Below are 25,204 nucleotides of genomic sequence, written 5' to 3'. Positions count from 1 at the left end.
ACGGCGGGAAGAAGAGGATTCAGCCCGCGCGGAGGGTCATCACCGTGATGTCGGCGTTCGCGCCGACGCGGATCGGGGGGCCGTTGGTGCCGGCTCCGTTGGTGACGTAGACCTGGGTGCCGTGGTGGGTTTCGAGGCCGGTGAGCTGGCCGCTGCGCCAGCGCGAGAGGAGGTGGACCGGCCACATCTGGCCGCCGTGGGTGTGGCCGGAGAGCTGGAGGTCGACGCCGTATCCGGCGAGGCGGTCGACGGCGCTGGGCTGGTGGGCGAGGAGGACGACGGGGCGGGCGGGGTCGCGGTCGCCCAGGGCCGCTTCGAAGTCGGGGCCGGTCTCGGTGGCCTCCATGTGGCGCTGCTCGACGATGAGGTCGTTGACGCCCGCGAGGTCGAATCCGGCGAGTTCGACGCGGGTGTTGGGGAGGCCGGTCATGCCGAGCTCCTCGACGCGCTCGTACCAGGCGTCGGCGCCCACGTAGTGCTCGGCGTTGCCGGAGACGAAGAACGCGCCGTCGCGCGCGGACAGGTCGGCGAGCGGTTCGGTGGCGTCGCGGAGCTGGTCGGCCTCGTTGCTGGCGAGGTCGCCGACGAACGCGATGAGGTCGGGCTGCGTGCCGTTGATCCGGTCGACGACGCGGCGGCAGTAGCCGCTGCCGCGGATCGCGGAGAAGTGGGTGTCGCCGACGATCGCGATCCGGTAGCCGTCGAAGGCCCGGTCGAGGCGCGGGAGCGCGAGTTCCAGGGATTTGAGGCGCGGCGTCCGGTAGCCCTCGTAGAGGCCGTCGCCGACGGTGCCGAGGGCGACCGCGGTGGCGCCGAGGCCGATCGCGCGGGAGACGACGCGGCGGCGGGAGAGCCCTTCCGGGGTGCCCTCCGGTTCGGCGATCGCCTTCTTGAGTAGGCCTTTATCGGAATCGATCCTGTTGCGGCGCAGCAGGAGCCAGCGAACGGGTTCGGCGATGATGAGGACGCCCGCCAGGTACATCATGACGCCGAACCAGATCCAGCCCGGCCAGCCGACCGCGGCCTGGAACCACATGGGGCCGTGGACGGAGGGCGTGAACCACTGGGCGAGCATCCCGAGTGCCCCCAAGGCGCCCAAGGCGATCCCGCCGGCGAGGCGCCAGCGGGAGCCGCGGCGGGTGGTGTCGCGGACCAGGCGCAGCCACAGGTAGGCGTGGAGGACGGTGAAGCCGACGGGGATCGCGATGTCGGGGACGGTCGACCAGAGCGCGTCCACGTCAGCGCCCGGCCAGGGCGCCGCCGTTGGACTGGATGATCTGCGCGGTCACGTGCCCGGCCTCGGGCGAGGCGAGCCACGCGGCGAGGGCGGCGATGTCGCCGGGGGTGCCGGGCCGCTTGTTGTCGGTCTGTCCTATGAGCATGGTTCGGCGCTCCTCGGTCATGCTGGTGCCGAAGAACTCCGTGTCCTCGGTGTAGCCGGGGGCGATGACGTTCGCGGTGATGCCGCGCGAGCCGAGCTCGGAGGAGAGGTCGATCGCGTACGGGTGCAGGGCGGCCTTCGAGGCGCCGTAGCTGCCGGTGCCGGAGCCGCGGTAGGCGGCGATGGAGCTGAACAGGAGGATGCGGCCGCCGTCGTTGAGGATCGGCTTGAGGCCCTCGACGAGGTGGACGGCGGTCATCACGTTGAGCCGCAGGTTCGCGTTCCAGACCCACGAGACGCGTTCGAGCCCTTGGAGGTCGGCGGGGGCCTTCGCGGCGGTGTTGCCGCCCGCGGCCGCGGCGATGACGTCGATGCGGCCGGCGTGCTCGGAGGCGTGCTGGAGGACGGCGGCCGCGCCTTCGAGGGTTTCGAGGTCGGCGGCCACATAGGAGGCGTGCTCGCCGATCCTGCTCGCGGCGTCGGCGAGGACGTCCTCGCGGCGGCCGGTGAGGATGACGTCGTCGCCTGCGGCAGCGAGGCGCTCGGCCACGGCGAGGCCGATGCCGGTGCCGCCGCCGCTGACCACTGCGGTGCGTGCCATGCGGTGCTCCTTCGGTCGGGTCCGGGCCCGACTCTAGCGCGGCGCCGCCTCCGGAGAGGAGCGGCGCATCGCCCACCAGGTCAGGGCGATGACGAGGAGAGTCATGACGGCGTTGTTGGCGTACTTCGCGACCGGGTCGACCTCGCCGATCGGGTCGGTGATGAAGCTGGGGAGGACGACCGCGTACAGGGCGCCCGAGGCGAGGGCGACCACATGCCGCGGCGTCCAGGCCGTGGAGCGGGACCAGAAGACGACCGCGACCGCGCCGCCGCCGAGGAGCACCGCGGCGAGCGCGAAGCCGGTCCAGGAGTAGGAGACCGTGGAGGCGATGATGGCGGCCGCGCTGGCGGGGACGAGGGCCCACGCGGGCGGGACGCGCCGGGGTCGCCGGATCGGGTTGCGGCGCAGGAGGAACGCGAGCGCGATGAGGGCGGCGGCGCACGCGGCGGCGCCGGTGAGCTGGGCCGGGGAGGCGTGGTCGGTCTCGTTGGCGTAGTGGTCGCGGAGGACGAAGTACGCGGCGGCGAGGTAGGCGAGCGCGGTGACGGCGAGGCCGGGGGCGCGGAGCCAGGGCCGCTGCGGGCCGCGCGTGTGGATCGCTTCGACGATGACGATGGGGGCGGTGAAGCTCCACGCCATGTGGCCGCCGACGAACGTGAGCACGGTGATCGCGCTGATGCCGAGCGCGTCGATGCGGGTCGGTTCGGTCATCGCGGCCCAGTAGTCGATGCCGCGGTAGTCGGTGGAGAACAGGGACTGGTCGATGATCCCGGCCTGGACGATGCCGAGCGCGGCGGCGAGGAGCAGGACGCCGGGCCAGCCGAGGCCGGTGCGGCGGGCGGTCTCGCGGATGAGGAGCGCGGGCGCGCCGTACAGGGCCGCGCCGACGAGGACCATGAAGACGAGGACGACGGGGTGCCCGGTGGTGTCGTCGTAGCCGGAGAGCAGCTCGGCGCACACGGGTGCGAGGAGGGCGAGCCCGATCGCGGGCACGAGGCGGGGCGCGGCGGTCCTGGCGGTCTGGTCCATGGCCCCGACGCTACGGGCGCGGGGCGCCGCGGCGCATCGTTCCGCGGTATCGAGCCTGGTGACGGGGGTATCGGTCCCGTGCGACTTTGGTCAGGCGCGGGCGATCTGGACGAGGTCGGGGGCGGCGCCGCGGCGCACGAGGAGGGCGCGGCCGGGCGGGAGCTGGCGGCTGGCGGTGCCGTGGAGGAGGCGTCCTTCGAGGCGGTCGCCGGAGAACATGAGGCCGGGGCTGGACATGTCGGCGAGCTGGCGCAGCAGCGGCTCGTAGACGGCGCGGCTGGCGCCTCCGGTGCGGCGGGCGAGGATGAGGTGCAGGCCGAGGTCGGCGCCGTGGGCGGCGAGCTCGGTGAGCGGCGCGAGGGGGTTGCCCGCAGAGGTGGGCACGAGGTCGTAGTCGTCGACGACGACGAACACCTCGGGGCCGGTCCACCAGGAGCGCTCGCGCAGCTGCTGGGGCGTGACCTCGGGGCCGGGCAGGCGCTTCTTGAGGGCCTCGGCGAGCTCGGCGGCGTTCTGCGCGGCGTGCGGGCCGGTGTTGCAGTACGTGACGAGGTTCCCTTCGGGGACCTCTTCGAGGTGGGAGCGGCGGTAGTCGACGAGGAAGATCCCGGCCTCGGCGCCGGGGCGGCGCGCGATCTGGCGCATGATCGCGCGCAGCACAGTGGACTTGCCGGTCTGCGTGTCGCCGAAGACGATCAGGTGCGGGTCGGCGGTGAAGTCGATCGCGGCGGGCCGCAGGTCGCTCTCGGCGAGGCCGACGACCGGCGCGAGCGCGAACGGGTCGCCTTCCGCAGGGCTGTGGAGCGGCGGGACGAGGTCGTTGAGCGCGAGCGAGGTCGGGAGGGCCCTGACGGCGGCGACGCCGGGTCCGGGCCAGCGGCGGCGCACCGCTTCGGCGAGGTCGGCGAAGCCCTCCGCGAGGTCCTCGGCCGAGTCGGAGCCGTCGATGCGCGGCAGGGCGACGTGCCCGAACTTCTTGTCGGCGGTGAGGACCCGGCCGGGGAACTCCTTGGGGAGCTGCTCGATGAGCTTGCGGTCGATGCCGGAGTCGAAGGCGTCGGCGAGGCGCAGTTCGATGCGCCCGGAGATGGACGCGGCGAGGCGGGAGCGGATCTGCGTGGAGTTGACGGCGGTGAGCACGGTGTGGACGCCGAGTGCCGGTCCGCGCGAGGCGATCTCCATGAGCAGGTCGTTGGCGTCCTCTTTGGCCTCGGTGAGGCCGCCCCAGCCGTCGACGGCCAGGAGGACGTCGCCGGGGACGTCCACGGCCCCGTCGGCCGCGGCCCGGCGCAGTCCGGCGGCGGAGTCGATGCCCTTGGCGCGCATCAGGTTCTCACGGGCGTCGAGGAGCGAGCGGACCTCGGCGAGGGTGCGGGCGACGAGTTCCGGTTCGGCGCGTCCGGCCGCGACGGCGACGTGCGGGAGCTTCGCGAGGCCGCCGAGCGCGCCGCCGCCGAAGTCGATGACGTACGCGGCGAACGCGTTCGGCGGGTAGCGCAGGGCGAGGCCGGAGACGAGGGTCCGCAGGAGCGTGGACTTGCCGGAGGTGGGGGCGCCGAGCACGGCGAGGTTCGCGTCGGCGCCCGACAGGTCCCATTCGAGGGCGTCCTGGCGCTGCTCGCGCGGGTGGTCGGCGAGGCCGAGGACCGCGGTGAGGCGCGCGCCCCGCTCGGCGGGTTCGGTGTCGACGGCGTTGAGGGGCATGGACTCCGGCAGCGGCGGCAGCCACACCGGGCGGACCGGCGGGGCGCCGTCGGTCTGCGCGGCGAGGGCGAGGGAGGCGACGAGGACGCGGAGCACGGAGTGCTCGGGGTCCGGCTGCTCCCCGCCGGGGCGCAGGGCCGCGGAGTTGACGAGCGCGTCGAGGACGTTCACGGTGGGCGGCACGGGCCACGGCAGCACCGGGAGGCTCCGCTGCTCCACGTCGCGCGGCGGCGTGTACTTGCCGGAGACCATGGCGGCCTTGAACCTCGTGAAGATCGTGGTGTCCACTTTGAGGTAGCCGGAGCCGGGCTCGGGCGGGAGCCGGTAGGCGTCGGGCACGCCGATGGCCTCGCGGCTCTCGGCCTCCGAGAAGGTCCGCAGGCCGATCCGGTACGACAGGTGCGATTCGAGGCCGCGCAGGTGCGCCGCCTCCAGGCGCTGGGTCGCCAGCAGCAGGTGCACGCCGATGGACCGGCCGATGCGCCCGACCGCGACGAACAGGTCGGAGAAGTCGGGCTTCGCGGTCAGCAGCTCCGAGAACTCGTCGATGATGACGAGCAGGTGCGGCAGCGGCTCCAGCTCCGGGTTCGACTCCCGAAGGCGCGCATAGGCGTGGACGTTCGGGAGGTTCCCGGCGTCCTTGAGGATCTGCTGGCGCCGCGTCATCTCCCCGTAGAGGGCCTCGGCGAAGCGGTCGACGAGCCCGAGGTCGTCGGCGAGGTTCGTGATCGCGCCCGCCGAGTGCGGCAGGTCGTCGCAGTCGGCGAACGTCGCGCCGCCCTTGAAGTCCACAGTGAGCAGCGCGAGGCGGTCGGGCGGGTGGCGCACCGCGAGCGCGGCGACGAGCGTGCGCAGCGCCTCGGACTTGCCGGACCCGGTGGCGCCCACGATGAGCCCGTGCGGGCCCATGCCGCCGAGCGCCGACTCCTTGAGGTCGAGCTCGACGGTGCGGCCGTCGGCGTCCACGGCGAACGGCACGCGCAGCAGCGAGGACTCCTCGCGGGGCGCCCAGGTGCGACGCCAGTCCACATCGGCCGGATCGGCGACACCGAGGATGTCGGCGAGGCCGTGGACCCCCGTGAGGGCGTGGGAGACGTCGTCTAGCGCGAGCCGCCAAGGGCTCACGGCCCGCGCGAGGGCGGCCAGGTCGGCGGGGTCGAGCCGGTCGGGGCGGCCGGTCGCGGTGGTCTCGCCGACCGCGCCGTCGCCGCGTTCGATGCGGGTCACCGCGATCGATTCGGCGTCCACTTTGATCCGGATCGCGGTGTGCTCGGGCTCCTGGCGCTGCTCGGCGACGAGGGTCCAGACGTGGACGCCGAGGAGTTCGAGCCCTTCGGCGTCGGGGACGATCCCCGGCAGCGACACCTGGTGCTCGCCGTCGACGACGACGAGGAGCCGCCGCGCGCCGGGCCCGGGCGGGCCGCCGCGGCGGCGCCGCAGCTCCGCGGCGCGCAGCGCCAGGTCGTCGGCGAGCAGCTCGGCGAGCTCGGCCGTGGTCGGGCAGATGAGCGGGACCGGGGCCTCCGCGGAGGCCGGGTCGGCGAGGAGGTGCGGCAGCCACGACAGCGAAGTCCACTGGGGAGCGACGTTGGGGTGGGCGACGATCGCGATGCGCAGGTCCTCGGGGGCGACGAGGACCGCGAGCTGCGCGAGCATCGCCTGCGCGGCGGCGCGGGTGCGCGCGAACTCGCCGACGATCGCGGTCTCGCCGACGTCCCCGACGGGCACGGTGAGCGGCTGGTCGGCGAGGTTCGCGTACTGCTCCACGAGTTCCTCTGCGCCGGAATGGCACACGGGGTCGTAGACGACGAGGGGGCTCTGCTCGTCGATCTTCAGCGACAGCGACCGGCTCAGCGGGACCGAGGCGAGGCCGCACCTGACGTGCAGCAGGTCGGGGTCGGTGTTGCGCCGCTCCCAGCGGCGCCCGGGGTCGCACGCGAGGCCCAGGAGCAGCCCGGGGTGCGGATGGCGCCGGGCGGCGTGGTCGCGCTGGGCCTTCACGGCCTCGCGGATGGTGTGGCGGGCGTCTTCGAGGTAGTCGAGGTAGCGCTCGCGCTCCTGCCGGAGCTTGCGGCGCGGCCCGGACCGCATGGCCACGAACAGGACCACGCCCATGGCGACGCTCGCGACGAGCATGAGCAGCCCGGCCGTGGCGTACAGGGGCCGCTGGAGGTTCGACAGGACCATGATCATCGCGCCCGAGCCGGACATGAGCGGCATCATGAGCATCGGCGCGCCCATCGCCGCCGACGGCGGCTCGCCCAGGGCCGGAGGCGAAGCGAGCGTGATCGGATCGGTGCCGACCTCGGGCGCGGGGCGCCGGGCCGGGCGGCGGACGACCTCGGTGCCCATCAGATCCCGCCGATCATCGCGTACAGGCCCGACAGGTGCCCGGCGAGCGCGATGAGCCCCGCGACCAGGAGCGTCTCGGCGACGGCGACCACGCGCCGCCACCACGCGGCCGAGACCGCCGAGCGGGAGACCGACGCGACCGAGACGTACGCGAGCCCGGCGAGCACCGCGAGCGCGGGCAGCCACGACAGCAGCGGGTCGGAGTGGCCGATCCACAGCCATGCGGCCCAGGCGAGCGCGGCCATGCCGGTGAGGCGCAGCGGGGCGACGTGTCGCACGAGCTCGAAGATGCGCGAGCGGGTCAGGAGCGCGAGCGCGCCGCCCGCGCCCATGAGCGAGGCCCACGGGTCCGCCTGCGCCGCAAGGAGGGCGGAGGCCGCGGCGGCGGTGGCGGCGAGGCCGCAGACGGCGCCGGTGAGGCGGGCGTCGGTGGCCTGGAGGCGGCGGGCCAGGTGCTCCTCGCTGGTGGGCTCGCCCGCGCGCACGTCGCGGTCGAGGGCGAACAGGCCCGCGGAGGACATCGCGAGACGGGGCACGAGCGCGATCGCGAAGAGCGCGACGAGGAGTGCGAGGGTCTCGGCGCGGACGGCGGTGAGCCCCATGCGGGCCCACAGGGCCCAGGCGAGGGCGCCGAGGCCGAGCGCGACGGCGATGCCGACGGCGTAGGCGGTGGCGAGGCGGGCCCCGGCGCGGGCGACGACGGCGAACGCGAGGGCGGCGAGCCCGGCGCCGATCATGCGGGTCGCGGTTTGGGCGTGGCCGTCGGCGGCGAGGACCTCGACGGCGGTGTGGCCGGTGCGCCCGGCCCACAGGGCGCCGCCGATGAGCGCGAGGTGGGTCATGAAGTCGTGCTGGCGGGCCGACCACCAGGACATGAGGACGGCGAGGAGGCAGACGAGGCCGCCGGTGAGGAGGACCGCGGTGTCGGCGCCGGGGCTGAGCGCGGCGGCGGCGACGAGGACCCCGGCGGTGGCGACGGCGAGGAGGCGGCCGGTGCCGGACTCCCAGCGGGCGCCTCCGGCGTCGACGGCGTCCTCGACGGCGTCGCGCACGTCCTCGACGGTGTCGGGGAGGGCCGCGGCGGTGGCGTCGTGGAGGAGGAGCACGCCGCCGTCGGGGACGCGGGCGGCGGCGAGGGTGTCGCCGGGCGCGAACGTCGCGCCGTCCATGGTGGACAGGGCCCAGCCGGTGCCGTCGGCCTCGGGCTCCTCGGGGCCGGTGTGCCGCAGGAGCTGCGGGAGGAGTTCGGCGACCGGCAGGTCGTCGGGGAGCGCGAGGTCGCGGGTGGCGCGGGGGCCGACGATCGTGACGGTGCTGTATCGACCGGGCAAGGTGGGCCTTTTCAGTCTTGGTCGCTGGGCGCGTTCAGTCTTGGTCGTAGGGCGCGGTGACGGCGGCGGCGCGCTCGGCCTGCTCCTCGGCGTCGCGCTCCTTCTGCTTCTGGAAGGCGCCGGCCACGGCGATGGCGGCGACGATGAGGGCCACCGCGACCGCGCCGATGAGCGCGGCGGGCCACAGGGGCTGGCGCTGCCGCCAGCTCCGGGCGGAGCCGTACAGGACGGCGGCGCGGAGCTGGCGGCGGCGCAGCGCGGCGGCCTGGAGCACGTAGCGCTCGCTCTGGCCGGTGCGCCGCATGACCATCGGCGCGAGTTCGGTGCCGGGGTCGGACGCCGTCTGCGGCTCGGTCAAGAACCCCACCGGGCGTCGATGCGGGAGATCGCGCCGTTCCAGTTGGTCCCGGCGTCCTCGGTGGCGGTCGCGAGCTTGTTGAACGCGGCCTGGACGTCGGTGAACTCGGATTCGGTGGTGGTGTTGAAGGTCTGGAAGCCGGCGGTGCCGGCGCCGACCCACTTGGGGGTGACGGTGCCGACCGCGCCCTGGATCTGCCCCAGGATGGCCTCGAAGCGGCCGCGGTAGGTGTGCTGGACACCGGCGAGGTTCTGGAGCTCGCCGACGTTGCCGTACAGTTCGTATCCTGCGCCAGGCATGATGGACGGTCCCTTCTAGACGGCGATGTTGATCGGCTTGATACCGGGGAGGCCGCCGCCCGCGGTGGTGTACCCGGCCTCGTTGGAGTCGTCGGTAGTGAAACCGTCGGTGCTGGTGGCGCCCTGCGCCATCGAGGAGACGCCGTACTTGTCGGCGAGGGCGTTGTAGGCGGTGACGAACTCGGCCTTGGCGGTCCGGAACGCGGTGAGCGCGTTGCCGCCCTGGGCGTTGACGTCGTTCTCCATCTCCTGGATGAGCGCCTGGAGCTGCCCGAAGAGCTCCTCGACGGAGAGGGCGTGGTCGTTGGCGCTGACGTTGAGCGCATTGGCCTCGGTGAGACCGAACTCGTTTCCGGCCATGGGGGTGCCTCCTTTGGTAAGGATGTGGATGGCCCGTGCATGGAGCGTATCGGTACATGTTGACACGCTCATGAAGCGGAAGTAAAGAGGCGATCCGGACTCCGGAGCCACTCGGGAAGCGGTTCCACGACTCGTGCAACATTGGTCACTTCCGTTGTGGCGCAAGCAAGACAGTTCACCAGTTGTTATTCCAATCCTCACAGGATTTCGGTACGCTGACCGCAATCCGCGCCTGCACCCCCCTGGAGGACCGATGGATTACCTGGGAATGAACCCGAATCGCGCGAGCGCCGGCGGCGACGAGGTCATGACCCTCGCCGAGAGCTACGGCAGCCTCCGCGGCGACCTCATGGGCACCCTGGAGGGCGCCATCGCCGCGGCGGGCGAGCCCGAGGTGCTCGGCGGCTACGAGGACTTCGGCGAGAAGTGGTCGACCGACCTCGCCAAGACCGCCGCCCACGGCGAGAGCGTCGGCGGCAGCGCCAAGATCACCGTGACCGACGGCGTCGACACCGACGACCTGAACTACGGCAACTTCCTCATCGACCCGCCGGACCCGACGCCTCCCACCATCCAACCCTGATCCACCCCCGATCCGGAAGGGCGACAACGATGGCAGCCATTCCCACCCTCGGCAGTTTCGACCCCCCGACCACCACCGCCGACGAGGACGCCCTCGAAGCGGCGGCCCGGACCCTCGACGCGCACAGCGGCCGCATCCTCGGCCAGGGCACCGACGTCGTCGCCCGGATGGACCACACCGCCGTCGAGTTCAGCGAGCTGGTGTCCGAGCCGATCAAGCGCCGCGGCGGCGAGTTCCTGTCCGCGGCGACCGCCGCCATGGAGGGCGCCGTCTGGGGCTCGGCCGTGACCGTCCAGTGGGCGGGCTCGGTGCGCGAGTACAAGGAGGCCGTGAAGGCCCTGCTCGCCGAGTGGGAGGCCGCGGTCGGCGACTCGTTCGGCATCCGCGAGTCCGAAGTGGGCGGCGGCACCCCGAACCTGACGCCCGCCGAGCGGGAGGCCGCGACCGAGGAGGCCACGGCCTACGCCGGGCAGCTCAAGCTCGCCGAGATGAACGCCGCCGCGAACGCCGCGTACGAGAAGTTCAAGCAGGACGCCGCCGACACCGGCGCCCGCCTCAAGGAGGGCCCGACCCCGGAGAACCTGCGCGCCATGGCGGAAGGCGGCGTCGACTCCTGGGCGCTGTACAGCCTCTTCGGGATGAACGCCCCGCTGCCGCTCACCGGCGACTGGGGCGGCGTCCTCGGCAAGGACCTGCTCGACGCGATCGCGCGGGGCAACGTGGAGGACCTCCCCGCCTCGGTCCGCGGCCAGCTCGGCGCCCTCCAGGCGCTCATCGAACGCGCCCACTACCTCCAGTCCATCGGCGAGCGGCTGTCCGCGGGCGAGCTCGACTACCTGGAGCGGTTCTTCGGCGCGGTCGACAAGAGCGTCTTCGACATGCCGGACCTGCTCGGCGACACGAACTGGTCCGACGCCGACAAGGCGCTCATCCTCGCCGGGATGGGCGGCGGCCTCCTCGCCGTCTCCGACGAGAAGCTCGGCGGCGGCACCGCCCGCCTCCCCGACTCCGTGCGGAACTTCGTGGCGGCCTATGCGGGCGGCAAGGGCAAGGACGCCCTCCCCTACCGCATGTCCGAACCTTCCGACGGCGACGAGCTGCGCGCCCTCGCGTCGATGTTCGACGCGCTCGACGACCAGGGCATGGCGCTCATGCAGGGCGGCCGGGACTTCTCCGCGGCGATCACGATCGCGACGGCCGAGCACCTCGACTCCGACGGCAGCGGATCGGTCTTCACCGTCAGCGAGGCCACCGCCCGCACGCTCCTGGACCACAGCACCGCCAACTTCGAGGCGAACACCGCGATCCTCAACGGGGACATCGAGCACCCGTTCTACAAAGAGGACACCGCCGAGCACGTCCTGCGCGAGATGTTCGGCCACCAGTGGGAGGACGGCGGCGCCACCGGCGCCAAGCTCGTCGACTGGATCCCGCGCGCGGCCACCTCCGGGGACAAGGAGCTCCAGGACCTGGCGACCGAGGCGGCCTACCACCTCATCACCACGATGACGAACGACAAGGCCGCCGAGCACTGGGACGAGTCTGCGTACCAGTTCTTCACCGACGGGTACGGGAACATCGGCGAGTTCGACAAGGCGCCGCTCGGCGTCGCGAACCCGCTCATCGCGCAGTCCATGGGCCGCACCGCGATCACCTACATCGACTACCTCGACGCGCCGAACGTCGACCGCGACTCCGAGCTGACCCTCAGCGACGACCCCCGCGCCGACGACATGTTCCTGGACAAGGGGACCCGCGCCCGCTTCGTCGAACTCGTCATGGGCGACAAGACCGCCGGGAACGCGCTCGGCGAGGCGGCCTACGCGAAGGTCATCGCCGAGGCCGGCGACATGGCCGACTGGAAGGGCTGGCAGGACGCGCGCAAGGAGGCCCTGGAGGACGGCGGCCTCATCGGCCTGCTCGACACCGCGTACAAGAACGTGTACGAGGACGCCACGGGCGACGCCGCCGACGAGGCGACGGTGGACAAGCAGCACGCCACGTGGGTGCGCTCGGCCTCCACGATCCTCAAGGAGATCGTCACCGAGATCCCGCAGGTCAAGGCCATCAAGGGCGTCGGCCAGATCCTCATCCGCGAGGGCCTGGAGCTCGGCAAGTGGTCGCCCAACCAGATCGAGTCCAGCGGCATCTGGCAGTTCGCCGACAACGGCGCCCCCGCCCAGGGAGACCGCGAGGGCGACCCCGAGTACGAGAAGTTCGGCTTCGAGGTCACGCACTCCGTGGTCTCCAACCTGCTCGACGACCCGAAGTCCGGTGTGGACGTCGACGACGTGCGCGCGATCGACTCGCGCCTGGTCGAGAAGGGCCCCGACGGCGAGTACCGCCTGCGCGACTCCGACGAGCTGCTCAAGGCCAACGACCCGCCCAGCAGCGACCAGCACCGCGGCAACCTCGACTTCCGCGAGGCCAACGCGGCGCTCCAGCAGCTGTTCGACGAGAAGACCGGCAAGCTCTACGAGAGCTACGTCGACGCCTTCGTGGACCAGCGCAAGGACCAGTGAACCGGGAGGGGCGGCCCGCCCCTCCCCCGAGTTAGGAACCCTCCACTGTGACCCAGACCGATCCGCGTGCGCCGCAGCGCGACCTGCCCGACAAGATCCAGTCCTCGCTCGCGGGCCTGCGCGACCGCATCGGCGCCAACCGCGCCGTCGCCGCGACCGCGGCCGTCGTCGCCATGGTGCTGCTCGTGGCGATCGTGGCCGCCGTGCTCGCCTCCGGCGGCGGGGACGACCCGCAGCCGCAGGCCGAGCCCTCCGGCGACGCGACCGCCTCCGCCGAGGCGGGAGGGGACACGGCCCCGACGCTGCCCGCCGACGGCGCCTACCTCGTCCGCCAAGAGGCCACCGGGCTGTGCGCGACCGCCGGGCCCGAGCCGGGCAACGACGCGCGCACCGTGATGGTCCTCGGCGATTGCGCCGCAACGTATCCCGCGAGCTTCGGCTTCGCCTCCGAAGGCGCGGGCGTCTACACCGTGAAGCTCGATTTCGTCCAGGACGACTGGCAGGCCTGCTGGGGCGCCGACGACCCCGCCGACGAGCCCGGATACCTCAGCGCCGGTTACGAATGCGCGGACTCCGACCTCCAGCGGTTCCAGCTCACCGGCGCCGGAGCCGACTCCTACACCCTCGCCGTCCTCGCCTCGGGCCTGTGCCTGGGGCTGCTGGAGGGCGCCGCCGCCGAAGCGGGCGCGGCCCTCGCGACCGCCCCGTGCGACCCCGACGACCCGAACCAGCGGTTCGCCCTGCTGGTCCCCTGACCCTCCTGTAAGGACCCCTCCTGTGGAACCCTGGCCGCCTCCCGCGCCCCGCGGGCCCCGGCACGCCTCGCCGAACGACCTGCCCGCGCGCCTGCGCGACCGCCTCGAACGGGCGCGGATGCGCCTGGGCACCAGCCAGACCATGGCTGGAAGCGCCGCCGTCGTCGCCCTCGTGCTGACGGTGGCGGTGGTCGCCGCGGTCATGGCCGCCGGGGACGGCGGCGGGTCCGGCGCCGCCGCGCAGGACGCCGCCACCTCGCTCGCCTCGACACCGTCCCCTTCGGACTCGCCGTCTCCCTCGCCCTCCCCCAGCCCGTCGCCGTCCCCTTCCGAGACGACGGGCGAGGAAGTCGCCGACGCGCCGCGTGACACCACCGATGAGCCCGAATCCGAAGCGCCCGAACCGGAACCGGAGTACCCGGCCGACGGCTGGTACCGGATCAAGCAGGAGGCCAGCGGCCTGTGCCTGAGCACCGGCCCCGAGCCGAACAACGAGGGCCGCACGGTCGTCGTGCTCGCCTCCTGCTCCTCCACGAACCCCTCGACGCTCCAGGTCGTCGCCTGGGACGAGGGCGTGTACGTGTTCAACATGCACTTCGCCGACTGGAGCGCCTGCATGGGCGCCGACGCGCCCGCCGACCAGGAGGGCTACCTCATGGCCGCCTACTCCTGCGAGTTCACCGAGACCCAGTTCTGGGAGCTCACCCCGCTCGGCAGCGGCGAGTACACCATCAAGACCTCGGCTTCCGGCCTGTGCGTCGGCATCCTCGAAGGCCGCTCATCCACTTCGGGCGAACCGACCGCCACGGCCGCCTGCGACTCGGGGGACTCCCAGCGCTTCACCCTCATCTGACCGGATCCTGCATCCTATAGGATATAGGATGCACGATCCGCGTCAGTTCGCGTCGGGCCCGCCCCGCTCGGCGCAGATGACCTCTGCGTTGGCCTTGATCCAGTCGAACATCTCCACGAGGCGGTCGCTCGTGCCGCGGCCGACCTCGTTGAGGCCGTAAGTGACCTTCGGCGGGGTGGACGGCTCGACCTCGCGCCAGACCAGGCCGTCGCGCACGAGGGTGCGCAGGGTCTGGGAGAGCATCTTCTCGCTGATGCCGTCGATGCGCTCGCGCAGCTCGAAGAAGCGGAGCTCCCCGTCGCGCAGGGCGAGCAGCACCCAGATGCCCCAGCGGCTCGTGATGTGGTCGAGCACCTGCCTTGCGGGGCAGTCGGTGTGAAAGAGCCCACTGCCTTCCGGCGCCGGCAGCACCGCTGCCTGTTTTCCTCCTGGCATGTCATGAGCTTACCTCAAGGTACGTCCTTCCCAGAAGTAAGTTTCGCTCCTACCTTGGGTTTCACACCGTCTACGGAAGGAAACCAAGATGATCGTCGTCACCGGAGCCACCGGCAACGTGGGCCGCCCGCTTGTCGAAATCCTCGCCGCCCGCGGCGAGGACGTGACCGCCGTGTCCCGCGGCGAGGCCGAGCTCCCGCCCGGCGTCGCGCACCGCACCGCCGACTTCACGCGGCCCGAGACCCTCGACGCCGCCTTCGCTGGGGCCGACCGGCTGTTCCTGCTCACCCTCGACCACTCGCTCGACATCGCGGCGATCCTCAAGGCCGCCGACGCGGCCGGCATCGGCCGGATCGTCTTCCTCTCCTCCGAGCGGGCCGTCACCAGGCCGAGCGTGGAGACCCAGGCCTTCGAGAACGCCGTCACCGCAAGCGGTCTCGAATGGACGCTCCTGCGGCCGGGCGGCTTCGCCAGCAACGCGATCCCTTGGGCCGCAGAGACGATCCGCGCCCGCCGCGAGATGATCATGCCGTTCGGGGACGTCGGGCTGCCGCTCATCGACCCCCGCGACATCGCGGAGGTCGCCGCCGCCGTGCTCACCGAGGACGGCCACACAGGCCGCGCGTACCTGCTCACCGGCCCGGCCCTGGTCACGCCCCGGCAGCAGGCCGAGGCCATCGGGGCGGCCATCGGCGAGCCGGTCGCGTTCACCGAGCAGACCCGCGAGGCCGCCTTCGAGCAGCTCCTCCAGTACTGGCCCGCCGAGATCGTGGAGGGCTCGCTCGACGTCATCGGCGCCCCGAACCGGGCCGAGCTGCACGTCAGCCCCGAGGTCGAGCGCCTCCTCGGCCGCCCCGCGACCTCGTTCGCCGAGTGGGCGAAGCGGAACGCCGCGGCGTTCCGCTGACCCGCAGCGCAGGCCGCCGTCCCGACCGGGACGGCGGCCTGCTGCATTCCGTGGACCGGTGAACCACAGAATGCAACGTTGTAGAAAATCCTTGTGTTAGCGGTAAAACTCGGTTAGCCTGTCTACGCGTATATCGACATACGCGAATATCAAGACAGATCCAGTCCTCGACGGCCGAGCGTCACCCGGTACCACACCCGGCCCCGACTCGGCCGCCCCTCCCTCACACAGGGGCAGAAGGAGTCCAAAAATGAGAACCGAGACCACCGTCAGCACGGGGCGGAGGCGGCGGCTCACCGCCGCGCTCGCCGTGCTGATCGCCGCCTTGACAACCGCCGCCACATTCATGCTCGTCAACGTGAACGCGAACGCCGACATCACCGCACGGCAGGACTGCGCTCCCGCCCAGCCGTCCTCGGTCGGCGGCAGCCTCGGCGCGCACGACCCCGCCCTGTGGGCCGGGTGCGCGGGCGAGCCCTGGTACGTCTTCGCCACGGGCGACGAGCGCTTCGGCGGCGGCACGCCCTCGATCCGCCGGTCCACCGACGGCGGCCGGACCTGGCAGTCCATCGGCACCGTCTGGAACGCCAAGCCCACGTGGATCACCCAGCAGATCCCCGGCGTCACGAACCTGTGGGCGCCCGAGATCCACTACGACGCCGCGCAGGGCCTCTACTACCTCTACTACGCGGCCTCCACGTTCGGATCGCAGCGCTCGGCGATCGGCCTCGCCACGAGCCCGACCCTCGACCCGTCGGCCCCGGGCTACGGCTGGACCGACAGGGGCGCGGTCTTCCAGTCGTACAGCGGCAACGCCTACAACGCGATCGACCCGAACATCGTCGTCGACGACTCCGGCCGCCACTGGATGGTCTTCGGGTCCTGGTGGCAGGGCATCCACACGATCCAGCTCGACTGGCCCTCCGGCAAGCCCGCCTCGGGCGCGACACCGATCCGCCTGGCCACCAAGAGCGGCGGCATCGAAGCGCCCTCGATGACCAAGCACGGGAACTACTACTACCTGTTCACCTCGATCGGCACGTGCTGCGCCGGAGCGAACTCGACGTACAAGATCACCGTCGGCCGGTCCACCTCCCCCACGGGTCCGTTCGTGGACGCGTCCGGAGTGGACATGCGCAACGGCGGCGGCACGGTCGTGCTCGGCGCGTACGGGAGCAACGTCGCCGCGGGCGGCCAGTCGATCCACCGCGGCCTCATGGCCTACCACGCGTACGGCTCGAACGGCGGCTTCACGCTCGACATCGAGCGGATCGAATGGAACTCGGCGGGCTGGCCCGTCCTCAACGGCAGCTGATCGGAGCCCACCTGATGTCCTCGACCCTCACTCGCGGCCGGGCCCTGCTCGCGACCGCCGTCATCGCGGCCCTCGCAGCCTTCGGCCTGTCGGTCGCCACGGCGACGCCAGCCAAGGCCGCCATCACCACGAACACCTGGTTCACCGTCACGAGCGCCCACTCCGGGCTCGCCCTCGACGTCCAGAACGCCTCGACCACGGCCGGGGCGCTGCTCAACCAGTACACGCCGAACCAGTGCACCTGCCAGCAGTTCCGGTTCGTGTCGGTCGGCAGCGGCTACTACAAGATCGAGGCCCGGCACTCGGGCCAGGTGCTGGAGGTCTACGAGTGGAACGCCGCCGACGGCGCCACGATCGCCCAGTACACCGACCTCGGCGGCACCAACCAGCAGTGGTCGGTCACCGAGCACGCCGACGGCACGTTCAGTTTCATCAACCGCTTCTCAGGCAAGGCCCTCGACCTGTGGGAATGGTCCACTTCGGCCGGAGCGCGGATCTCGCAGTACACCTACAACGGCCTGAACGCCCAGAAGTGGCGCCTCGCCGCGGTTCCCGCCTCCGGTGAGCCCACGGTCTCGAACCCGCTGCGCGACAACGGGGCCGACCCGTGGATCGAGTACTGGGACGGCTACTACTACATGTCGACCACGACCTGGGACTCCACGGTCACGATGCGCCGCGCCACCACCCTCAACGGCCTCAAGACGGCCGCGGACACCGTGGTGTGGAACGACAGCGGCAACGCCAGCCGCTGCTGCTCGCACTGGGCGCCGGAGTTCCACCGCATCGGCGGCACCTGGTACCTGATGTACACCTCGGGGAACTCGCAGACGAACTTCGACGGCCAGAAGCTCCACGTGCTCCGCTCGACCCCCTCGACCCCGATGGGGCCGTACGAGTTCATGGGGACGCCGCTGCCGAACCAGTGGAACATCGACGGCTCGTACCTCGAACTGAACGGCTCGCTCTACCTGCTGTGGTCGGAGTGGGTGGGCGCCGACCAGTCGATCCGCATCGCCGCGATGTCGAACCCGTGGACGGTGACCGGCTCGCACGTCACCATCTCGCAGCCGACCTACAGCTGGGAGATCCAGGGCGGCAGGACGAACGAGGCGCCCGCGGTGCTCCAGCACAACGGCCGCACGTTCGTGACGTTCTCCGCGTCCTCGTGCAACACGCCGGACTACAAGCTCGGCCTGCTCGAACTGACCGGGTCGAACCCGCTGTCGGCGTCCTCCTGGACCAAGACCGCGACCCCGGTCCTCCAGCAGGGCGGCGGCGTGTTCGGCCCGGGCCACAACGGGTTCTTCACCTCGCCCGACGGCACGGAGGAGTGGCTCGTCTACCACGGCAACACCACCTCGTCCCAGGGCTGCGGCTCGACCCGACAGACCCGGGTCCAGCCGATCACCTGGAACGCGAACGGCACCCCGAACTTCGGGACGCCGCTCCCGAGCGGCGTCGTGATCGCCGCGCCTTCGGGGGAATGACCTGACACGGCCGGCCGGTCCCCGCTGCGACGCAGCCGGGACCGGTCGGCTCAGTCGCGCCGTCCGCTGCGGCGTTCGCCGGACCGCTCAGCGGCGGCCCGTGATCTCAAGCTCCGGCCCTTCGACGCCCTCGATGACCGGAGTGCGCGGGATCGGTCCGGAGTCCGCGTCCGCCGGGCTCGCCGGGATCGCGTCGGGCGCGGCGTCGTGGATGACCGGCAGCTTCGTCCAGCGCAGGACCGTGCGCAGCTGGCCCGCAGTGTGCTCGACCGCCGGGTCGAACGTGACCCGCATGGCGGCCTCCAACATCCGGGTCTCATGCCTCAAGCGCATCGCCCGCGAACGCTGGTTCGCGAGTTCGATGACCGTTTCGCGGCCGGATTCGTTGTGCAGCACCAGGACCGGCCGGAAGCTGCCGACCTGCTCGCGCGCCTCCGCGCTGCCCGGCCTCGATCCGGGCACCTTGTCCAGCCGCACCTCCGACCGCGCGCGGGCGAGGTCGAAGACCTCGGGCGCGCGGCGCCCCGGCCGCACCACCATCAGGCGGGACCCGTCGAGATAGAGCACTTCTCCGGCGCCCTGCCGGAACGCCCATCCGGTCGCGAGCGGTCCGACCAGGAAGACGGCCCCGACCAGGAGGCCCGTGGCCTCCCAGGACAACCCGGTCCCGCTGCTGCTGCGATAGGACGCGCCGTGGTAGGCCGTCCACTCGAATCCGCCGTTCATCAACGGCACGACCACGGATACCGCGATGAGCGCGATCCCGAGGCAGGCGCCGATGATCCGCATGCTGCGGACGATTCTCGCCATGTGCTCGGGCTCGACGACGGCGCCGACGCGGGACACCAGGCGGTGACCGCTGAACGTTTGACCGGGCATGTGCGACATCATCCCATCGGGCTGGATCTGGTCGGGCCTCCGATGGTAGGCGCGCGGTGCCAGGGCTCGGGCAGCGCCCGCGCCGCATGTACTCGACGTATACGGCCCGGTCCTTAGGCTCAAGGCCCACCTCCCAATCAGGGCGTCCGGCCGCGGACGGCGGCTCCGTCGGCGGCTGAACGCCCTTCATCGGGCGGGGCCTCACTCCTACCCGGGTCCCGCCCGATCCCCTTGTCCCCCAAGGAGTCAGTCGGCGCGCACGGGCTCCGGACCGCGGAGGAGCGCCTCGACCGCCTGCGCGACCCCGTCGTCCCGGTTCGAGGCGGCGGGGAAACCGGCGGCCGCGGCGACGTCGGCGGGCGCCCCGGCCATCGCGTACGAGCGGCCCGCCCAGGCGAGCATCGAGACGTCGTTGGGCATGTCGCCGAAGGCGATCACGGCCTCGGCCGTGAAGCCCCGCTCGGCGCACCACTCGGCCAGCGCGGCCCCCTTGTTCACCGTCTCGGCGTTGTACTCCAGGACCGGGTAGCTGCCCCATGCCCACCGGACCATCCCGGGGGCCTCGATGCCGTCGAGGGCCGCGCGGATCGCCGGGCCGTCCATGGACCTGTCCTGGACCCGGTATTCCACGACGCCGTCGAGGCTGGCGAGGACGTCTTCAAGGGCGTCGACGCCGTGCCAGGGCTCGCCGTAGTAGGCGCGGGCCCCGGGGTCGGCTCCTTCGGCGAACATCTCCGTGCCGGTCTCGATCATGAACAGCGCGTTCGGGAGTGCGCGGCGGGCGCGGGCGTGGAGGTCGATCACGTCGGGGGCGGGGATGGTGCGGCGCAGGTCGATCGCGCCGGTGGCGGGTTCGTAGAAGATCGCGCCGTTGTTGCAGATCGCGTAGTCGACGGATTCGGCGAGGCCGGGGATGGCGTCGATGCCGCGGGGCATGCGGGCGGTCACGGCCACCACGGCGATGCCTTGCGCGCGGGCGGCGAGGAGGGCGGCGCGGTTGCGTTCGGAGAGCTGTTTTCGGTCGTCGAGGAGGGTGCCGTCGAGGTCGGTCGCGAGGACGCCGTAGTTCTGCACGCCCTGAGTATTGGGTCCGGCAGCGGGGCGGCGCAACGGATTTGGGGGTGGCCTGCGACTCATCGCGAGCCGCGGGCCACCCCCTCAGGGCCGGTGCGTCAGGCGTTGTCGCTGCTGCAATACGCGAGGTAGACCATGCTGGTGAAGTTCTCCTCGACGCTGACCGGGGTGGCGTAGTAGTCCGAGTCGGGGCAGCCGCCGATGGCGGTGGTGTAGTCGAACGTGAGCTCGTCGATCGGCGGGTTGTAGACCTCGACGGCGTCGACCACGTACGTGGCGGAGGGGCTGGCGCAGTCGAAGGTGAGGAGGCTGCCGTCGGTGCAGTCGCCCGAGTCCGGGGTGACGGGGCGGCCGCCGTTGGCGTCCTCCTTGTCGATGGCCTCGACGCAGTAGAAGTAGTCGACCGGGCCGCCGAGTCCTTCGATCTCCTCGGTGTAGACGTACTGGTAGGACTTCCACAGCTCGCCGGGGGTCCAGCCGAGGTACTCCTCGCCGCAGACGGTGCCGGCGACGGCGGTGTCGGAGAGGTCCCCGAACATGTCGACCTCGGCGCCGGAGTCGTCGGAGACGAGGGTGATGGTCCAGAACGCAGTGGCGTCGTCGCAGGGGACGACCATGTCGCCGGTGCCGCCGGTCGCCTGAGTCATGCAGTCGCCGACTTCGGCGGCCTCGGCGGCCTCCATCTGCTCGTCGGTGAGGACGGTGTCGGTGGCGTTGTCGGTCGAGGTGGCGTCGCTGGTGTCGTTGGAGTCGCCCGCGTCGCGGATGAGGGCCTTGACGACCACGACGATGATGCCGACGACGATCACGCCGATGACGCTGAGGACCTTCGCCATGAAGCCGCCGCCGCGGTTCGCGGGGGGCATGGGCGGCGGCGCGCCGTAGGGGCCGGGCTGCTGGGGCGCGGGGAAGCCGGGCGGCGGCGGGGGCGGGGTCGTCCCGTAGGGCGGGGGCGGGGCGCTGTATCCGCCGGGCTGCGGTTGGGCGCCGAAGCCGGGCTGGGGGGCGGAACCGGGCTGCGGGGGCGGGGGGTAGCCCTGGGCCTGGTTGGGGTCGTAGGGGCCGGGGGGCGGGTAGGTCATGGGCGGATGCTCCGTGATTCGTGCGGGGGGACGGGCAGGAGGGGTTGGCGGTCATCATAGGGGCCACATGCGACAGCCTCGCCAGTCCCGGGGGCGTCGAGTGCGGGCGCGCAGGCTCGTTGCCAGGGCCGGCCGAGGACGGCGAGGGCGCCGGTGACCGGGAATGTGGCGAGGAACGCATCCGGCGCGGACCCGGCGCGGGCGATGACGGGGCCGCCGAGCGCGGCGGCGACGGCTCGGGGTGCGGCGAGCGGGACGGCCACGGCGGAGCGATCGGTCTGGAGGCCGATGGGCGGGAGCGCAGCGCACGCGGCGAGGGCGGCGCTCGCGGCGGCCTTGTGGCGTCACGAGCCCCGAAGTGACTGCGGCGAAGGCGACGCTCGCGGCGGCGCGGGTGGCGCCACGAGCACGCGCGCTAGACCCGCGTCTCCTTCCAGTGGCGGCCGCTGAGGAGCCGGAGTCCGTTGAGCCCCACGATCACGGTCGACAGCTCGTGCCCGGCGACGCCGAGGACGAGCGGGAGGTCGCCCACAAGGTCCCAGGTCGCGAGGACGGCGATCACCGCGGCGGCGAACGCGAGGTTCGCAGTGGCGACGCGCTTCGCCTTGCGCGCCAGGTCGACCGCGGCCGGAAGCGCGGTCAGGCGCTGGCCGACTAGGACGACGTCGGCCGATTGCAGGGCGAGATCGGAGGCGGTCCCGCCCATGGCGACGCCGACGTGCGAGGCCGCGAGCGCGGGGGCGTCGTTGATGCCGTCGCCGCAGTAGAGGGTGCGGGTCCCGGCGAGCCGCTCGGCCTTGTCGCCGGGCAGGAGCGTCGCGTCGACCCGGTCGATGCCGACCGCGGCGCCGACGCGGCGGGCGGCGGCCGGGTGGTCGCCGGTGAGCAGGCGGGCGCTGGACCCGAGCCGCGCTTCGAGCGCCGCGACCGCTTGGGCCGCTTCGGGCCTGACGGTGTCGGTGAGACCGATGACTCCGATCGGGCGCTTGTCGGCCACGGCGACCGCGACGGTGAGCCCCTGCGATTCGAGCTCGGCGACGAGGCGGCGGGCCGCGGGGTCCTCCTCGGCGTCGTCGAGGAGCACCGGGTGGCCGACCTGGACGTCGGCCCCGTCGACGCGGGCGCGCACGCCGCGCCCGGGCACCGCTTGGAAGTCCGTGGCGCCGTTCGCATCGCCGATCGCGGCGAGCACGCGGCCCAACGGGTGCTCGGAGCGGGCCTCGGCGGCGGCGACGAGGCGGCGCAGGCGCGCATCGCTGGCGCTGGCGTCGCCGTCGATGGCGCTACGACCGCCGTCGCCGTCGACAGCACCGTCGATCGCGCTGCCGAGAACCTCGATGCGTTCGATGCGCGGGCGGCCGTTGGTGAGGGTGCCGGTCTTGTCGAAGGCGGCCTGGTCGACTTCGGCGAGGCGCTCGATCATCAAGGCGCTCTTGACGAGTACACCGCGGCGCCCGGCGAGGGCGACGGCCGCCAGGAGCGGCGGCATGGTGGCGAGCACGATCGCGCAGGGGCTGGCGACGATCATGAAGGTCATGGCGCGCAGCAGGGTCGGCTCGAACGCGGCCCCGGAGAGCAGCGGGACCGCCAGGAGCGCGAGGGTCGCGGCGACCACGATGAGCGAGTAGGGCTGCTCGACGCGCTCGATCGTCAACTGGGTCTTGGACTTCGCTTCCGAGGCCTCCTCGACCTGGCGCGCGACCCGGGCCAGCACGGAGTCGGCGCTGGCGCGATCGACGCGGACCTCCAGCGCGCCGGTGCCGTTGACAGTGCCCGCAAGCACTTGCGCGCCAAGGGCTTTGCGACCGGGCAGGGCCTCGCCGGTGAGGGTCGACTCGTCGACCTCAGACTCCCCTGCGGTGACCGTGCCGTCGGCGGGCACGCGGTCGCCGGGCCGGATCAGAACCGTGTCGCCGGGGGCCAGGTCGGCCGCGTCCACGGTCTCCTCGCGGCCGTCGCGCAGGCGCACGGCCCGGTCGGGGGCGTGTTCGAGCAGGGAGCGCACGGAGTCGGCGGTGCGCTCGGTGAGCACGGCTTCGAGGGCGCCGGAGGTCGCGAAGATGACGATGAGCAGGGCGCCGTCGAACCACTGCCCGATCGCGGCCGCGGCGACGGCGGCGATCACCATGAGGAGGTCGACCTCGAAGCGCGGCTTGGCGAGTGCGCTGATCCCCTCCCACGCCGGGCCCCAGCCGCCCGCGAGGTAGCAGGCGAGGTACGCGGGCAGCCACGCCCAGGCGGGCGCGCCCGCGAACTGGGCGGCGGCGCCGACGCCGAAGCAGGCCAGCGCCAGGGCGGCCCACCGCACGTCGGGCAGCCGGAACATGGAAGCAAACATGCGCATCATCGTATATTCGCAATTACGCAGATAGCAAGATCGGGTAGGCTCGGCCACATGCACGAGGGCCTGCCGAACTTCACCATGCCCGACGACGACCAGGTCAAGGCCGCCGCCGACGCGCTGCGCATCCTCGCCGACCCGACCCGCCTCAAGCTCATGTGGGCGCTGCTCCAGGGCGAGGAGAACGTCGCCTGCCTCGCCGACCTCACCGGCGCCCGCCCCACCGCCGTCAGCCAGCACCTCGCCAAGCTCCGCCTCGCGGGCCTGGTCACCACGCGTCGGGAAGGCACCTTCGTCTATTACGTGGCCGCCGATGATCGCGTGAAGCCGCTCCTAGAGCAGGTCCTCGCCCTCGGAGACTGAAAAAGCCCCCGCGCGAAGCGCGGGGGCCGTTCGATTCTGGGGGCCTAGCTGCGGCCCGTGGCGCGAAGCAGGCTCGTGAAGTCGGCAGCACCGAGGTCGAAGACCGGGGAGTCATGCCCGAGCTTGGAGTCCCGCACCTGGAATCCGGCAGCCGTGTTCCGGGCCTCAACACAGTCAGCGTTGGAAGTGTTGTTGCTCCGAGAGCTCTTCCGCCAGGTCTGACGGCACTCGACACAGTCAGAGTTTGCCGTGTTGCTACTCCGGGTGCTCTTTCGCCAGCCGGTGTATCCCACCATCTAGAAACCCTTCAATCCCTTGCGAGTCAGCCCGCAGGAGGCTGCGGCCTTGATCATACACGGCAAGGTGCTGTGGCTCGACCACGTGGCGGCTCTGGTCGAAGGTCTCTACGTAGACGAAATCCGGCCCGGCCAAGCTCCGCTCATCCGCCATGAACAGGTCGAATGCAAATGGGACAATCAGAGGCGATCGGACAACAAGCACCTCGCACCCTGGCATTTCGTTGACCTCGATCATCCGATCGATTTGCGCCATTCTGTCCTTTACAGATAGTCGTTCGAACACAACAAAGATGCTTGCGGGTACGTATATCTCCGCGGTCGGCGCCTCGGGGGTCCCGATTCGACTGAAGAAGTTCTCCTGGCGCTGCGCCTTCCGCAGCCAGTGCTTGATCTTGCTTGCCGCACCTTCAAGCGGATCTGGTTGTAGCACCATGTGAAATGCCTCGGTCTGAACAAGCGAGGACGGCAGGACCGGGTCCCACTTGACAAAGGTTCCGTAGGTACGTTCGGCGCTCTCGACGACATACATGTTCCGCTGATCCAGGTTCATGATCAACTCAGACCCGGTCAGAAGCTGCTCGCCCACATGAAGGATGAACTTCTTGCGAGGCTCATCCACTCCTCCGCGATCGCAGATGAGCGACAGGTTGCCGAGGTCAGGGAGACGGGACCTATCCAGCCAAGCGCGGATCGTGTTGCCGCTCTTGCCCATCACCTTGGCGAATTGGTTCGGGGTCCATCCGGCAGTTTCCGCGATGGTGTTGACCTCTGCGAAGAGGTATGACCGTGCCAACTTCTGATTCAGGACCGTTCCTGCCATCGCGGCCTCCCTATGCTGCGCGAATCACCGGTAGTAGCGATGATCGCACAAAGAATCCCAACGACATTCAT

The 25,204-nt window shown here is 71.8% G+C and carries 23 protein-coding genes; 8 read left to right on the top strand and 15 right to left on the bottom strand.

Annotation, left to right across the window (positions count from 1 at the left end; all coding sequences use genetic code 11):
• Nucleotides 1-19: 19 nt before the first annotated feature.
• The 8 genes from WA640_RS08125 to WA640_RS08090 form a co-directional block, all read right to left on the bottom strand.
• On the bottom strand, nt 20-1,237 hold the full coding sequence (locus tag WA640_RS08125; RefSeq protein ID WP_335987097.1) for a metallophosphoesterase: 1,218 nt from the start codon (nt 1,235-1,237) through the stop codon (nt 20-22).
• A gap of 1 nt (nt 1,238) precedes the next feature.
• Nucleotides 1,239-1,982 (bottom strand): SDR family NAD(P)-dependent oxidoreductase, encoded by a 744-nt coding sequence (locus WA640_RS08120; protein ID WP_335987094.1) that lies wholly within the window; start codon nt 1,980-1,982, stop codon nt 1,239-1,241.
• A 33-nt stretch (nt 1,983-2,015) separates the two neighbouring features.
• Nucleotides 2,016-3,011 carry a hypothetical protein gene (locus tag WA640_RS08115; protein WP_335987092.1) on the bottom strand — a complete coding sequence of 332 codons (996 nt, stop codon included), beginning with the start codon at nt 3,009-3,011 and terminating at the stop codon, nt 2,016-2,018.
• A gap of 90 nt (nt 3,012-3,101) precedes the next feature.
• Nucleotides 3,102-7,067, bottom strand: coding sequence for a type VII secretion protein EccCa (gene eccCa, locus WA640_RS08110; RefSeq protein WP_335987091.1), 3,966 nt, complete (start codon nt 7,065-7,067; stop codon nt 3,102-3,104).
• Nucleotides 7,067-8,398 carry an EsaB/YukD family protein gene (locus WA640_RS08105; RefSeq protein ID WP_335987089.1) on the bottom strand — a complete coding sequence of 444 codons (1,332 nt, stop codon included), beginning with the start codon at nt 8,396-8,398 and terminating at the stop codon, nt 7,067-7,069. The genes eccCa and WA640_RS08105 overlap by 1 nt, the downstream gene beginning before the upstream one ends.
• 34 nt (nt 8,399-8,432) lie before the next feature.
• The gene (locus WA640_RS08100; protein ID WP_106366589.1) at nt 8,433-8,765 is read right to left on the bottom strand and encodes a hypothetical protein; all 333 of its coding nucleotides are present in this window, start codon (nt 8,763-8,765) and stop codon (nt 8,433-8,435) included.
• Complete coding sequence (locus tag WA640_RS08095; RefSeq protein WP_106366588.1) at nt 8,753-9,055, bottom strand: WXG100 family type VII secretion target; 303 nt, start codon at nt 9,053-9,055, stop codon at nt 8,753-8,755. Before WA640_RS08095 ends, WA640_RS08100 begins: the two co-directional genes overlap by 13 nt.
• Nucleotides 9,056-9,070: 15 nt before the next feature.
• Complete coding sequence (locus WA640_RS08090) at nt 9,071-9,415, bottom strand: hypothetical protein (RefSeq protein ID WP_335987087.1); 345 nt, start codon at nt 9,413-9,415, stop codon at nt 9,071-9,073.
• Between the two features lie 253 nt (nt 9,416-9,668).
• Between WA640_RS08090 and WA640_RS08085 the strand changes: the two genes are divergently transcribed.
• Genes WA640_RS08085 through WA640_RS08070 form a run of 4 tightly spaced genes read left to right on the top strand, consistent with a single transcriptional unit; the run spans nt 9,669 to nt 14,128 of the window.
• Nucleotides 9,669-9,998, top strand: a complete 330-nt coding sequence (locus tag WA640_RS08085; RefSeq protein ID WP_335987086.1) for a hypothetical protein — start codon at nt 9,669-9,671, stop codon at nt 9,996-9,998.
• Nucleotides 9,999-10,027: 29 nt separating this feature from the next.
• Nucleotides 10,028-12,520, top strand: a complete 2,493-nt coding sequence (locus tag WA640_RS08080; protein ID WP_335987084.1) for a TPR repeat region-containing protein — start codon at nt 10,028-10,030, stop codon at nt 12,518-12,520.
• Between the two features lie 47 nt (nt 12,521-12,567).
• Nucleotides 12,568-13,275 carry an RICIN domain-containing protein gene (locus WA640_RS08075; protein ID WP_335987083.1) on the top strand — a complete coding sequence of 236 codons (708 nt, stop codon included), beginning with the start codon at nt 12,568-12,570 and terminating at the stop codon, nt 13,273-13,275.
• A 22-nt stretch (nt 13,276-13,297) separates the two neighbouring features.
• Entirely contained in the window at nt 13,298-14,128 is an 831-nt protein-coding gene (locus tag WA640_RS08070) for an RICIN domain-containing protein (RefSeq protein WP_335987082.1), read from the top strand.
• A gap of 42 nt (nt 14,129-14,170) precedes the next feature.
• Here WA640_RS08070 and WA640_RS08065 read toward each other — a convergent pair whose 3' ends face one another.
• Nucleotides 14,171-14,563 carry a winged helix-turn-helix transcriptional regulator gene (locus WA640_RS08065; protein ID WP_106366582.1) on the bottom strand — a complete coding sequence of 131 codons (393 nt, stop codon included), beginning with the start codon at nt 14,561-14,563 and terminating at the stop codon, nt 14,171-14,173.
• An 88-nt stretch (nt 14,564-14,651) separates the two neighbouring features.
• Between WA640_RS08065 and WA640_RS08060 the strand changes: the two genes are divergently transcribed.
• The 3 genes from WA640_RS08060 (at nt 14,652) to WA640_RS08050 (ending at nt 18,275) form a co-directional block, all read left to right on the top strand.
• Nucleotides 14,652-15,470, top strand: a complete 819-nt coding sequence (locus WA640_RS08060) for an NAD(P)H-binding protein (protein ID WP_335987079.1) — start codon at nt 14,652-14,654, stop codon at nt 15,468-15,470.
• Nucleotides 15,471-15,720: 250 nt separating this feature from the next.
• Nucleotides 15,721-16,785, top strand: coding sequence for an arabinan endo-1,5-alpha-L-arabinosidase (locus WA640_RS08055; RefSeq protein ID WP_335987078.1), 1,065 nt, complete (start codon nt 15,721-15,723; stop codon nt 16,783-16,785).
• A 14-nt stretch (nt 16,786-16,799) separates the two neighbouring features.
• A complete protein-coding gene (locus tag WA640_RS08050) occupies nt 16,800-18,275 on the top strand; it encodes a family 43 glycosylhydrolase (RefSeq protein ID WP_335987077.1) in 1,476 nt (491 codons plus the stop codon).
• Nucleotides 18,276-18,362: 87 nt separating this feature from the next.
• Here WA640_RS08050 and WA640_RS08045 read toward each other — a convergent pair whose 3' ends face one another.
• The 4 genes from WA640_RS08045 to WA640_RS08030 form a co-directional block, all read right to left on the bottom strand.
• On the bottom strand, nt 18,363-19,154 hold the full coding sequence (locus WA640_RS08045; protein WP_335987076.1) for a hypothetical protein: 792 nt from the start codon (nt 19,152-19,154) through the stop codon (nt 18,363-18,365).
• Nucleotides 19,155-19,400: 246 nt separating this feature from the next.
• On the bottom strand, nt 19,401-20,228 hold the full coding sequence (locus tag WA640_RS08040; RefSeq protein WP_335987075.1) for an HAD family hydrolase: 828 nt from the start codon (nt 20,226-20,228) through the stop codon (nt 19,401-19,403).
• A gap of 98 nt (nt 20,229-20,326) precedes the next feature.
• Entirely contained in the window at nt 20,327-21,310 is a 984-nt protein-coding gene (locus WA640_RS08035; RefSeq protein WP_335987073.1) for a hypothetical protein, read from the bottom strand.
• Nucleotides 21,311-21,725: 415 nt separating this feature from the next.
• Nucleotides 21,726-23,648 carry a heavy metal translocating P-type ATPase gene (locus WA640_RS08030; protein ID WP_335987072.1) on the bottom strand — a complete coding sequence of 641 codons (1,923 nt, stop codon included), beginning with the start codon at nt 23,646-23,648 and terminating at the stop codon, nt 21,726-21,728.
• A 57-nt stretch (nt 23,649-23,705) separates the two neighbouring features.
• Between WA640_RS08030 and WA640_RS08025 the strand changes: the two genes are divergently transcribed.
• On the top strand, nt 23,706-24,014 hold the full coding sequence (locus WA640_RS08025; protein ID WP_106366574.1) for an ArsR/SmtB family transcription factor: 309 nt from the start codon (nt 23,706-23,708) through the stop codon (nt 24,012-24,014).
• Nucleotides 24,015-24,058: 44 nt separating this feature from the next.
• Here the strand turns inward: WA640_RS08025 and WA640_RS08020 are convergent, their stop codons facing one another.
• The gene (locus WA640_RS08020) at nt 24,059-24,310 is read right to left on the bottom strand and encodes a DUF397 domain-containing protein (RefSeq protein ID WP_335987068.1); all 252 of its coding nucleotides are present in this window, start codon (nt 24,308-24,310) and stop codon (nt 24,059-24,061) included.
• Nucleotides 24,270-25,133, bottom strand: a complete 864-nt coding sequence (locus WA640_RS08015; RefSeq protein WP_335987066.1) for a Scr1 family TA system antitoxin-like transcriptional regulator — start codon at nt 25,131-25,133, stop codon at nt 24,270-24,272. The genes WA640_RS08020 and WA640_RS08015 overlap by 41 nt, the downstream gene beginning before the upstream one ends.
• Nucleotides 25,134-25,204: the final 71 nt, after the last annotated feature.

The sequence above is a fragment of the Glycomyces sp. MUSA5-2 genome (assembly GCF_037034145.1).
Classification (GTDB): Bacteria; Actinomycetota; Actinomycetes; order Mycobacteriales; family Micromonosporaceae; genus Glycomyces; species Glycomyces artemisiae.
This window is presented reverse-complemented; position numbering and strand designations above follow the sequence as displayed.